Source organism: Ihubacter massiliensis (assembly GCF_024125305.1).
Lineage (GTDB): Bacteria > Bacillota > Clostridia > Peptostreptococcales > Anaerovoracaceae > Hominibacterium > Hominibacterium faecale.
Genome location: NZ_JAMXVH010000001.1, coordinates 1675863 through 1688619 on the forward strand (window position 1 = coordinate 1675863; position 12757 = coordinate 1688619).

Consider the following 12757-nt stretch of genomic DNA (forward strand, 5'->3'; position numbering starts at 1 on the left):
GTGGATACGGGGCCTTTTGTTAAAACATTTCTTATTGTCCGCAGTCTAGTTTAGTTTCTGCAAAAGCTCCCTCATCTGCTGAATGCCTTCCTCCTGAGAAACAATAATCGCAGTCAGAATCGGCTTTAGCTGGGGGCATATATCAAAGTCAAGGGCATTTCTCGACATCCGCACAGCTCCCATATGGTGGGGAATCATTTCCCGCAGAAAATCGCAGTTGATGCAGTTGTCTGCTCCGGTATTGATCATTTCTGAAAACATCACTTGTATGATGGTGTTCACCTTGCACTGGTATCGGTTTAATTCCGTTCTGCCATTGATCTGTCTGCCGCAGGAACATGCGATGTCCCGCATATCTTCGATACTCTCCGTCTGGCTTGAAATAATCCCTCTGGCAATCTCTTTCAGTTCTTCATTGTCCGTATATCTGAGAATATTTCTCGACATGGCAATGGCGGCCTGATGATGGGGAATCATCTGCGCGATGAAATTCTCCGATATGCTGTCCGCAGGCCTGACGCCGCTCATGCCCAGCATCATATCAATTAAAATTCCTTCATATGCGCACAGATACATTTCGGCAGCACAGCTCAGCCCTGTTTGTTTATTCATAATGAAACCCTCCTCAGCTTACTATATGCCCGTTTGGGGTCAAAGGTGAGAAGGGCGTTTACCTGGGCTTTCTTTCATGAGAGACCCGTTTTTCTATTTTTCCACCGGATATTTTCCCATCGTTTCTTTGTTCAATTCCAAAGGCGGGCATAGATCATCCGGCAGCTGGCATTCATAATCCTGACCGCCTTTTCGCTCCTTAAATTCCTCCTTGGCCTTTTGGATGAGCTGAGGATCAGACAGCAGGTCAACCGCTGTGCAGGTCAGCAGTTCGACCGCTTTGTCCATGCACTTGATGCCCATGGAGTTGTTGGCGCAATAGGCCACGCCCCAGTTATGCCACCCGATGTTCTCCGGCGCCAGAGTGATCCAGGCCACTGCATACGGCGCATTCCAACTGTACTCGGATGTATCGCAAACGATAGAATATCCGCCGCCAAATGGCTGAATGTCTGTGGCAAGGCCAGTTTCTGAGATGCCGAAATTCTTTTGGATTTCTTTTGCCTGACGCTGTTCCTCTTCTGTAAAGTCCGGCGGTCCAATCTCCTGAAAATTTTTATGCATGACTTCCGCCAGGGTTTTGTTTCGCAGCTTATGATTGGTAAAAGTTATCAGTTCGCTCCTCACTTCTGTCTCTGTAGCCATAGCAGCGCCTTTTGCGCAGTTGGTAATTCGCCGCAGCCCTTCCTTGGCGTCCGCCACCGTTTCATACCGCCCCACATACCAAATCGATGCCCGGTCCGGTACTACGCTGGCAAATTCAGGACCTGTATCTGAAAAGGTATAGTTAAAAGTATTGGCGCCGTCCGGCGGGTTGCCGGGATAAGTATGCTCCCGTAAATATTCACTTGCCGTTCCCATAATCATCGCCGCATCAAGCGCGCTTCTGCCGTGCCACGGCGAATTTCCATGACTGGTCTTACCTTTAAAATGGAATTTGACGTTGAAATATGCCAGACAGCTGTCATAATCAGCCCGGTTACTGGACCAGGGATGCCAATCCAAAATTACATCCATCCCTTTCAAGGCTCCTGCTTTTCCTAAAAAAGGCTTTCCCACGCACATTTCCTCTGCCGGAGCGCCGATCACTTTAATCGTGCCGCTGATCGTTTCCTCCTCCAGCAAATAGCGCAGTGCAACCGCTGTCTTCAGCGCTGCCGTTCCCAGCAAATTGTGTCCGCAGCCTTGGCCAGGGGCACCTTCTGTAATAGGATTTTTGCTGGTTGAGCAGCACGATTGGGACAATCCCGGCAGTGAGTCATATTCACAGTTGATGCCAATCACTGGCTTTCCCGTTCCATAAGAATAGGTTGCCAGGAACGCAGTCGGCATCCCGCCTGTGCCTTCTTCCACTGTAAAGCCCTCCGCTCTGAGTTTGTCTTTGATCAATCCGCTGCAATGAAATTCCTGCATGGAAAGCTCCGGATGATTCCATATATCGTCCGCTATTTTCAAGTATTCTTCAGCATGAGCGCCGGCCCATGCTTTGAGCTGCTGTTTCATTACTAGACTATTCATCATTCCACCTCATTTCTCTGTTGCAATTTGTTAAAAATAGAGCCTGCCGGGCAGGCTCTATCTGATCAATACTAATTGGAAGCTTTATTTAAATGGAATCGCAAAAGGTGTAATCGGCGCTGCCGTAGCTCCCTGCAGCCCGAGTACATTGAGGAAGAAGCCGCATTCGTAAACTTTGTCTCTTGATAACTCATTCAGATTCAGAACCTCAATGATGGGAACACCTACTTCTGAGAAAAGATAGGAATGTACCGGGAAGTAGTTCTGGTCATTTTCCGGTGATGGCAGCTGTTCCAGGGCGATATTGTCCGCACCGATGATCATTGCTCCTTCGCCTGCCAGGTATTCGGCCGCATCTACTGTAATGCCCGGTTCCCAAGCTTCATATTTTGCGCAGTCCGGCCATACATTCTGTCTGCCTGTACGGATCATAACCGTATCTCCCTTGCTGATGGAGACGTTCTGTGCTTTCAGGACTTCCTTGATTTCATCCGCTGTAATACCGTATTCATCCGGCAGCACATCTACGCCTTTATATGCGGCAACATCGATCATGACAGCCTTGGAAATGATCAGAGGGAATTTGTCTACGCCGCAGACGGTCCAGCCTCTCGCACCCAGGTACTCTTCTTCTTTATATCCGTTCCAAATTGTACCATTGTAGCCAAAGTGGCTTAACGCGTCGATATGTGTTCCGCAGTGCGTATACATTAGAACCGTATCTCCGGAGTAAGCATTTAGCTGCTTGGCTTCCTCAGTGGCAACCAGCTGATCTTTAATCCGTGTTCCGTTGGGCGTATGGGTCATCCAAATCTGATAATGAACGTCTCCCGCCGCCTTCCATGACGGCATTCCCATAAACCAGTCGTTACAGAGGCTGTAAGTTTTTCTGGGATCGATGGACCTCAAAACATCTTCTCTGCTAACGTCCGTAAGTAAATTCAATCTGCCGATTTCATCGGTTTCACCCCATGGGCTTTTTGCACATTTCAGGTCTCTTGGTTTAAAATTACACATCTTGCTTCTCCTCTCTTTTTCACGATCAATGTATACGATAACGGTTCATATGTTTTAATAGTTGCCAGATCAGCTGCTCTGCTGATCTTCCTCTTTCTGGTCCGCCGGCACCTTTTTAGGAAAGGTCAGGGTCACATTGAGCCAGCCCAGCACCCAGCCAAAATAGCACATGGCAACGGTCCACAGCCAGGATAAGATGATCACCCAGTAGATGTTGTCCAGCGGGCCCACCTGGGGATAACAGCCTGTGCCGTATACTCCCAGAAACAGGCTGAATCCGTTGAAGGTAGCCAGCGTTCCTTCGACCCACGGCTTCCATTTGTTCATGGTAAAGATCAGACCCGGAAGCCAGATCGGCGTTGTCAGAAACATTCCCCAGAAGTTCTGTTCCTGCATCCATACTGGTAAAAATCCTTCCACGACAGCCGCGCAGATGCACCATCCGACTCCCATGGCCGCTCCGAAAGGAATCGACGGAAAAATCAGCTTTGCAGTGGCTGGAGTTGCTCCCAGTACAAAATACTCCGCCCATACAATAAAGGAGATCCATAAGGAAAAATTGTAGGTGCCGAGAAACGATCCGAACGGCAGCGATATCATTACAGTAATGCCCACCGCCCACATCATCGGAATTCGTTCTACCGTCTTTACAGAGTTTTCACTCATTGGGATATCCTCCTTCCTGTCCTCACAACCGGCATCGTCTTTAAATCATGTAATACTCGCCGGTTGCGCGAACGGTGATATCGGAGATGGATACGCCCAAAGGCTGATTGATGCAGTAGATCATGGAATCAACAAGAATATCCGCGCTCAGTACAAAGTATTTCATGCTTTCCGGGTCGCTGTATTCCGATTCCTTGCCTTCGTTAATGCTCTGTTCAATTGCGAAATAATCATCCAAGCTGCTCTCTACCAGAATCCCTTCGATCGCTTTCGGATTTACCACCTGCCCAGTCAGTCCAGTGGGTCGGCATCCGGTCGGCCGTACCGTTGTAACGTTGATCTTGCCTTTGCTTTCCAGTCTGAGAGCATCTGCCAGGAAACCGTTGCCATTCTTCGTCATACCGTATACGGCCGCTCCTCTGGACGGCCAGTTTCCATAAATGGAGTCCAGATTGATAATATGTCCGTGACCCTGCTTGATCATTTGATCATATACTGCACAGATTCCGAACAGAGTTCCTTTTGTGTTGGTGTCAATACATCTTTCCCATTTTTCAATGGCTTTATGGTGATCCTCAAAGAATGCCAGCGGCATAATACCTGCGTTATTTACAAGGACATCTACCGCGCCATAGGTTTTGACTGCAAAATCGATCATGTGTTCAACCTGTTTTCTGTCGCTGACATCAGTAACGACATACTCGGCGGACTGGCCTTTTGCCTTGATTCCGTCCACGATTTCTTTCAGTTTTTCTTCTCTTCTTGCCGCACAGACAACCTTTGCTCCCATTTCCGCTGTTTTCTGCGCAAGCGATCTGCCAAATCCATCGGACGCGCCTGTGATAACGATTACTTTACCATCCACATAATTCTTCATTAAAGTTACCTCCTGGTTAAATTCACATCGAACAAAAACTGTTTTCCTATTACCTCCTTTCATCGTTTCTGGCATAATTTTGAATGTTCAAATAATTTCAAGTACTCATACTTAACGCAACTGCTGTGCCAAACGATTCCTGTTTCTCTGGCCGAAAACGCTTAAAGCGCTCAATTTCAATAAAAAACAGGGATCATCTTTTTTCGATGTCCCTGTCTCTTTTTGATTTGTCCAGCCGTTTAAATTGGAACGGACTGAAATAAGTCATTTGCAACTTAAAAAGGCTTATCCTTCCGTTTTCAATATCTATGAGGCTTTTTAAGTCTAAATCAACTTAACATTGCCTTTACCTGCCAAAGAACTATTTGCAGCAGTATTTTTTGATCAGCCGATAAGCCTTTGATTGGCTGACGCCCAGCTCGGCCGCCACTTTATAACTGCTGCGATATTTCTCATAAAGTTCTTTGATGACCTTACCTTCCACAACTTCCAAATAGCTTTGCAGTTCATGGAACTTATCGTTTTTGTTGGAATTAAGCAGTTGATCGTAATCGATGGCTTCAAAGTCCATCGCTGCCTGCCCATCCATATGGAGGACTCCATCTTTGGACGTGAGGACAGCCCGCTCGATGTAGTTTTCCAGTTCCCGCATATTTCCCGGCCATTCATAGTTCATAACCGCGTGCATAAATTCTTTCGTACATTCCACCGACCGGTTATACTTCCAGGAAAATTTTTTAATAAAATACGCGACAGCGGCGTCAATATCCTCCTCTCGATCTTTCAACGGCGGGATTTCAATTGGTATCACGTTGAGCCGGTAAAAAAGATCGGCCCGGAACGCACCCTCTTTTACCAGGGGCCATTAAATCACGGTTGGTCGCTGCGATGATCCTTACATTTACTTCTTTTGGCACCATGGAACCGATGCGCATGATCTGCTTGTCCTGGATGACTTTCAACAGCTTGACCTGTAAGAGAAGCGGCAGTTCGCCGATTTCATCAAGGAGCAGCGTTCCGCCGTCCGCTGATTCGATCAGCCCTTCCTTTCCGTTGGCGCTGGCCCCTGTGAAGGCTCCGGCAGCGTAGCCGAAAAGCTCGGACTCCAACAGATTGTCCGGTATGGCGCCGCAATTTATTTCCACCATCGGCCTTTTGGATCTGCGGCTGATATTATGGATGTACTTGGCCAGAACGCCTTTCCCCACTCCTGACGGGCCAGTGATCAGGATGGTGGCATCCGTGTCCTTGATTTGTTCAGCGACGATTTTAATGCGTTTCATCGGTTCGCTCTCCATAATGACGTCATCGGAAAAAGCCTGGATTTCCTCTTTTCCCTTTTTCTTTTTCTTGTCCACATAGGCATACAGCCCTTCTATGTCTTCTGCCCGCCGGGCATTGGAAAGCAGCATTTCAGGCTTTCCATCTTTATCAGTTATGGGCACTCCGGTAACAATAATGTATTCCCCGTGCTTGCCAATCTGCAAAACGGAAATGGGCCGGTTTTCTTCTTTCACCAGCCTTAAAACAGAGGGACGAAAGATGCCTTGCGCTTCCAGCTCGCTCACATTTCTTCCCACCACTTCTTCCGCAGCGGCGCCTACTGTATGTTCAAAGGCTTTATTCACTGCCAGCATCTTTCCATCGGCATCGGCCAGACAAATGCTGTCGGGGGAATAAAAAAAGACGTTGACCAGCCTGGATGAAATGCGAACCAGTTCGTCAACGATCTCCAATACCCCCTCCTCGCCGCTTGGGTTTTCCAAATCAAATTCATAGTTAAACCCGACCCGATCCAAGATTTCCGTAAATTCCTGGATCCGATCAACCAGCTTTGTCCCCATGTCTTTCATGTTCCGCCTCCATAATGCAATTCCATTCAAACAGCAAAATATTCATATATGCCCTCATTATAATCTGCTGTTTGCAGTTTATCCATTACAGGAATTCGAATAGAACATTCAAAGATTTGGGATCTTGCATCGGATCCTGTTGCTATTGATCCGCTTCTTTTTTTGTGGCACAATAGAAAAAAGTTGTTTTAATGGGTATATCGAGGTGAACCCTTATGAAAAAACGTCTGAATTTGGAATATTTGAACACATTTTTGATCGCTGCTGAGACGGGAAAATTAAATGCGACCGCAGAGCTTACTTATCGTTCCCATTCTGCGGTGAGCACACAAATAAAAAAGTTGGAAGAGCAGATCGACGCGCCTTTATTTATCCGCAGCAAGAACACATTGATTCTAACCAAGGCCGGTGAAACCCTTGTCGATTACGCACAGCGCATCTTGGCGCTCAATGATGCTGCTTTCAATTCTATGTCCGATTCGGATTGGGGCGGTGACATGACGCTGGCCATTCCTACCGATTATTCGCGCCTGTTTCTACAATCCTTTTATCCCAAGATACAAGAAAAGCTTCCTCATTTTAATTTTTCTACTGTGTTTTCCAGGAGCAGGGAAATCCGAAAAAAAGTTGATGAAGGGAAGATTCAATTTGCCATTGCAGCCATGGAGCCGGAATATGGCGAAGAGGTGCTTCTTTGGGAAGAAGGGCTCTATTGGGTCTGCAGCAAACAGTTTGAGCATGAACCCGACGCACCAATCCCCATCGCACTGTTTTCCGATGATTGCATCATCAACAACCACTCTCTTTATTGCCTGAAAAAAACCAGACTTGATTTTCAAATACGATTTACAAGCACTGTCATGGACAATATTGCCGATTGCGTCCGGTCCGGACTTGCCGTTTCACTCCTGCCAGAGTCGATGATGACGGATGAATTTCAAGTTCTTTCTCCAGAGTTTTTGCCCTGCGCCTTTACCTTAAAGATGGGATGTATTTGGCAGGAAAAAGCCGATACCAACATTGTCAACACCCTGATCGAATCCATTAAAGCACAGGTTAAGCAGCCGGATTTTATGAACAGCCTGAAAATCCTGTCAACCGGCCGCAGCAACGGGAAAAGCCCCCTAGCTCCGTAGGTCGTCTTTCGGTACATGCATATGTTTCTGCTGTCACTCTTTTTTCTCCAGCCTTCTGGCCTTCTTGTCCTGCTGCTTCCGCTCACGTTCGTTGACATAGTCAATTTTATCCTGCCGCCTGGCAGCCTGCATTTTCAGCACATTTTCCTCCCTGGCCTTTTCCACATCCGGAATCAGCTCAACAAAGATGCTATCAAATTCTTTGGACAGTTCCTCTGTAATCTGTTTGTGGGCCTCCTTTAATTTGGAAACGCTGATCCAATCCTCGTCTAAGACGATATAGACCTCCGCCCAGATCTTTCTTCCAGTCTTGATAATATCGAGAAAGTTAATGTAGTATCCATATTCTTTCAGATGTGCCTCGCAGGTTTCCTTTACTTTATTAACAATGTCCTCTTCCGGTGCAAAGAGCACCAAACTTTTCAAGGAATCAAGGATCATGATCACCGGCTCTTTCAACAGAATCAGCGCCAGAAGAATGGCAATACCCGGATCCACATAAGGCCCTATGATAGACAGAGGTGTATGGTCCAGCACCAGCTTGATGAGGAAGGCGGCTCCAACTCCCAAGGTACTAAGGGCATCCAGCTTCCAGATATAGATTTCCGCCTTAATGGACGGGGACGAATATTTTTTATTGATGCGGCTCAGTATTATGTACATAGCCACACATGCCGCAGAAACCACCAGTTCAAAAATGGCGATGATCGTTGCGTTGACTTCGTTTCCTCCATCGAGAACGAGGTGAACACTGTCGATAATCAGGATGATGTCCACACCCATCAGCAAGGCATACTTAATAATAACAAACAAAGATTCTACTTGGGAAAACCCGTAGGGCCTTTTTTCTGTAACAGGCTTGTACAGCAGCGGCACTAATACCATAAAGGGGCCAATCATGATTAAATCCGCGATATCAAAAACACAATCCATTAAGATTGCATTGGAACCTGTTATGACTGCGAAAAAAATCTCCGCCAGCAGAAATGCAGCGCTTCCTGCAAAGGATAAATTTAGAATCTTTTTTTCCAACTTTAAATTCGTTTCCACGATTTCTACCTCCTAGTGCATGGCCGCATCGACGCTGGAGGAAAACGCGGGAAAGAAATTTTCCCAAACGTCAGTGAAACAATACACTAATAATAAGGTACCACTATCGGAGGAAACTATGTTGCTGTTTTCAGGTGGTTATTTTGCGGATAGAAAGGAATCCCCTGCGGTCAAATATCTTTTGTACGATCTTCGATACACTCCTGCAGCACCTCAAGCAGCTTCTCTATTTCGATCGGCTTGGAAAGATGTCCGTTCATGCCGCTTTCCAAAGACTTTTTGGAATCCTCGTCAAAGGCGTTGGCAGACAGGGCAATGACGGGAATGGTTCTGGCGTCGGGCCTGCCCGAGGTACGGATACGCCGGGTGGCTTCCAGACCGTCCATCACGGGCATACGGATATCCATGAGGATTGCGTCAAATCGGCCCGGCGCTCCATCACGGAACTGGTGAAGGGCTTGCTGCCCGTCGGCTGCACATTCTACAGTGAATCCGTTCATTTCCAGGAGCGTCTGGGCAATCTCCCGGTTGAGCTCATTATCTTCTGCCAGCAGAATGCGCCGGCCGTGGAAATCCCTCCCCAAAGCCGCTTCTTTTATTGCGGGTTTTGGAACCACCTCAGAAACATAATCAAAGGTTAAGGTGAAGAAAAACTCCGAACCTTTTCCCATCTCGCTTTGAACTTCCAGAACGCCTCCCATCATCTGGACCAATCGGTAGGCAATGGACAGCCCCAGTCCCGTGCCGCCCCGGCGAGAAGCCGTGCTGGCTTCCGCCTGTTCGAAAGGATTGAAAATACGAGATAAGACTGCAGGATCGATTCCGATACCGGAATCTCTGACGGAAAAGCGCAGGACGTTCTTGGGCTCGGTCTCCAGCTCCTCCACGCGTACGGACACGCTTCCTTGATCTGTGAACTTAACAGCGTTTCCGATGATATTCACCAAAATCTGGTTGAGCCGCAGGCTGTCTCCCCGAAGCAGTCGATTCTCAACTCGGTTGTCTTTCACGCACAGGGTAATTCCTTTTTCCAAAGCTTGAGCATGAAACAGAGATTCCAGACTGCCCAGCATTTTTGCAAGATTCAGCGTACCCAGGCTCAACTCCAGTTTTCCGCTCTCAATGCGGGACATATCCAGAATATCATTGACCAGGTTTAAAAGATATACGTTGGACGACTCGATCTTTTCCAGGCAATCCAGCAGTTTATCAGGTTCGTTGACAACGCTCTTAGCGATGGTGGTCATGCCGCTGATGGCATTCATCGGTGTGCGTATCTCATGGGACATCCGGGAAAGAAAATCTGTCTTGGCCCTGCTTACTGCATCTGCTTTCGATTTCATAATAAAGGATGGAACAATTTTCACCAACGACTTAAGAAGCTCCCGGTGCGCCTTCGTCCATGTAAATCCTTCCCGATCCACTTCAAAACTCATGGAGCCCGCATACTCGCCGTAATCCCAAATGCCGGCATGGAGGCAGGAGGCGATTTGGGAAATGCCTTCCCGTACATTGTGGTCGGCAAGGCCGTCCTCATCGTACATATTTGAGCAAATATCAAAGTCTTCGTCAGAAACGTAGAAGTCTTCGCCCAGCTGCAGGTCGCTGCGCCGTCTTGCCCATTGATAGGAAAAACGATATGTTAAGTACGCTCGATTGGCTTCGATGATGGAAACTCGATCAAAGCTGCAAGTCTTGCCGATTCGCGCCAGCAGCAGACTGACCGCGTCATCCAGATTTTTCGCTTTTCCCAAAAAATCCAAAGCAAACGACGCCAAATCCTCGCCCGCATAGGCGGAATCAGGCTCGATATCGTTGACGTTGTATTCATCGGTGTATAGCTGTGTCAGCAGCATGCCCGCTTCATGGGAGGTGTCTAAATAGCAAGCCGCCTGCCCCTTTCCATGTTCCTTGACGTACCTGAGCGTACTTTCGGCGCATCGATAAAGGGCGTTGTACTCCCCTGTCACCTGGGTACTGCACATGCCGATGCTGACAGAAACGCGGATATTCCGCTCCGTGTTTGCCAGAATGTTTTGAACAAGCCCGGCGATTCGCGGGCCGATGACAGCAGCGCCGGCCTTATCGCAGCCTTTGAGCAGCAGCATGAATTCATCGCCGCCCAATCGAATCTGGATGTCGTCCGTTCCCGTCTCAGTCAGCAGCAGATCGGCCACTTCTTGAAGAATGACATCTGCAAAGGTATTGCCCTCTTTTTGATTGATGCTTTCAAAGTCGTCCATATCCAGCAGCATCAGTATGCCGTGTTCGTCTGCCGGCCGATTGTTGAGATACTGCTGAACTAGCTGAACTCCTGCTTCCTTGTTGAAAAGGCCGGTCAGACGATCCCGCGATCTGGCTTCATCCAGCTCTTGTTCCATCTCCTTTTGACGGGTGATATCCTCCACAATACCGATGACCAGCTGAGGCGCGCCGCTCTCACTGCTGCGGACGACGGAAAGTGTTTCACGGCACCAGAAAGCCCCGTTCCATCCCCGAAATTCACAGGAAGCGGTGCGCTCTCCCCGGTGAATGCGCTCATACATTTCATAGAATGCGGGGCGGGATTTTTCGTCCACTGCCTCCAGGGCAAAGCTCCCGGGCATATCCGTGTATCGGTTCCGGCAGTGGTAAATGGCGCAGGTTCTCTCCGGCATCGTGCAGATACCGGTCTGTGGATAATAATAAAACTCGCAGGTCGTCGTATGCTCCAAGGCCAAATGAAGGATTTGGTTGCTGACCTCCACTTGTTCGGCCAGAAGCTCGCTTCGCTGTTCTACCAGCTTCCATTCGTTGATGTCCATGAACACGCTCTGAAACACCTGTTCACCGTCTGTGTCTAAAATAATTTCGGCTCTGCCGATGATCCAGCAAGGGGTGCCGTCCTTTTGGATCAACCGGTATTCGAAGGGGTTCATATCGCCCGGATTTTGAAGCCTTCCAATTTCCGCCAATATGCGTGTCCGATCTTCCTCTGCAATCAGGCTGGGAAGATCCCAGTCTTGTTTTGCCCAGAACTCCTCCGGCGTATAGCCAAAGATACGAATTGCCTCCAGGTTGGCATTTTTGAATGTCACTCCGCGATCGTTCACACGATATTGTACAATACCGGTGAGCACGGATTGAAACAGACGGTCATAACGGGCAGCCTGCTTTTCCAGCCGCTCCCGCGCTTCAACCTCAGCCGAAATATCCCGGATAACGCTGATGCAGATTTCCCGCCCGTCCTCGGACAAGTCTTTTTTCCCCACATCATTGACCCAGATATAGCTGCCGTCCTTTTTCAGCATTCGGTACTGAATTTCATAGGGCTTTCCCTCCTGGAACGCCTCATCGACTTGGGCATCGACCTGCGCCCGATCCGCAGGATGCATGCAGTTAATAACCAGTCCATCGATCGCGTCCACAAATTCGTCGTAAGTATATCCCAAATAGTCAAGCATATAGTTGTTCACATAATAAAGTGGAAATCCCGGCTCCAAGTAGCCGCCCATCATGCCGCCGGGGATATTCTGGCCCAGGATATCCAAAGATTTTACACCCATATTGTGTTCCATCTCACGCTGGCCCAGGGGATTTGTCGGAAACATATCCTTTTCATCCTTTCCGCTTCCCGGTGCCAGGCCATTGATAGAGACAATCCGCCATTTTCCGTCCCCATCCTCAATACAAACGGTATATGCTGTAAGGCGGATAGTCCCGGCTCCTTTTGACGGCGGATAGACTGATGCTGTAAGCCGTACTGCTGCGCAGCCATCTGTAATCAAAGTTTCCTCAATATGCTCATATTCAACTCGGCAGGACTCCGGCGCTGATGCAAACTCTGCGCACAGTGCCTGTTCCGCCTGTACACGCCCATCGATCAGTTCTGATTTTCCCATGGCTCCCCATTGTACACTCTCTGTCAAACAGGCAAGGGTGTCGTCCACGTCCCGCCGCACCAGATAGGCGTCGAAAAATGTACGTGTTATTTGGGCCGCGTTGCTATTCTGCATCTTCTGCACCTCTTTCCATTATTCCCGCCTGGC

Annotated in this window: 10 protein-coding genes; 1 reads left to right on the top strand and 9 read right to left on the bottom strand. The window is 48.4% G+C overall.

All coding sequences use genetic code 11. The annotated features are described in order from the left end of the window. Positions 1-45: 45 nt before the first annotated feature. The 7 genes from NIA71_RS07665 to NIA71_RS07695 all read right to left on the bottom strand — a co-directional run bounded on the left by NIA71_RS07665 (position 46) and on the right by NIA71_RS07695 (position 6543). On the bottom strand, positions 46-612 hold the full coding sequence (locus tag NIA71_RS07665; RefSeq protein ID WP_253020096.1) for a DUF305 domain-containing protein: 567 nt from the start codon (positions 610-612) through the stop codon (positions 46-48). Positions 613-705: 93 nt separating this feature from the next. Further along, positions 706-2133, bottom strand: coding sequence for an amidohydrolase (locus NIA71_RS07670; RefSeq protein WP_253020097.1), 1428 nt, complete (start codon positions 2131-2133; stop codon positions 706-708). Between the two features lie 81 nt (positions 2134-2214). After that, positions 2215-3147 (bottom strand): cyclase family protein, encoded by a 933-nt coding sequence (locus tag NIA71_RS07675; protein WP_253020098.1) that lies wholly within the window; start codon positions 3145-3147, stop codon positions 2215-2217. A 69-nt stretch (positions 3148-3216) separates the two neighbouring features. After that, positions 3217-3813 carry a DUF1097 family protein gene (locus NIA71_RS07680; protein ID WP_253020099.1) on the bottom strand — a complete coding sequence of 199 codons (597 nt, stop codon included), beginning with the start codon at positions 3811-3813 and terminating at the stop codon, positions 3217-3219. A 40-nt stretch (positions 3814-3853) separates the two neighbouring features. Next, a complete protein-coding gene (locus NIA71_RS07685) occupies positions 3854-4690 on the bottom strand; it encodes an SDR family oxidoreductase (protein WP_253020100.1) in 837 nt (278 codons plus the stop codon). 361 nt (positions 4691-5051) lie between these two features. Then, a complete protein-coding gene (locus NIA71_RS07690; RefSeq protein WP_253020101.1) occupies positions 5052-5477 on the bottom strand; it encodes a hypothetical protein in 426 nt (141 codons plus the stop codon). A 10-nt stretch (positions 5478-5487) separates the two neighbouring features. Then, a complete protein-coding gene (locus tag NIA71_RS07695; protein WP_253020102.1) occupies positions 5488-6543 on the bottom strand; it encodes a sigma 54-interacting transcriptional regulator in 1056 nt (351 codons plus the stop codon). Between the two features lie 215 nt (positions 6544-6758). On the opposite strand from NIA71_RS07695, the gene NIA71_RS07700 reads away from it, so the two are divergent. Continuing rightward, positions 6759-7679 (top strand): LysR family transcriptional regulator, encoded by a 921-nt coding sequence (locus NIA71_RS07700; RefSeq protein ID WP_148397245.1) that lies wholly within the window; start codon positions 6759-6761, stop codon positions 7677-7679. A gap of 33 nt (positions 7680-7712) precedes the next feature. Here NIA71_RS07700 and NIA71_RS07705 read toward each other — a convergent pair whose 3' ends face one another. Together NIA71_RS07705 and NIA71_RS07710 are read right to left on the bottom strand one after the other, a co-directional pair. Continuing rightward, the gene (locus NIA71_RS07705) at positions 7713-8729 is read right to left on the bottom strand and encodes a cation diffusion facilitator family transporter (RefSeq protein WP_253020103.1); all 1017 of its coding nucleotides are present in this window, start codon (positions 8727-8729) and stop codon (positions 7713-7715) included. Positions 8730-8899: 170 nt separating this feature from the next. Beyond that, a complete protein-coding gene (locus tag NIA71_RS07710; protein ID WP_148397243.1) occupies positions 8900-12724 on the bottom strand; it encodes a PAS domain-containing protein in 3825 nt (1274 codons plus the stop codon). Positions 12725-12757 lie beyond the last annotated feature (33 nt).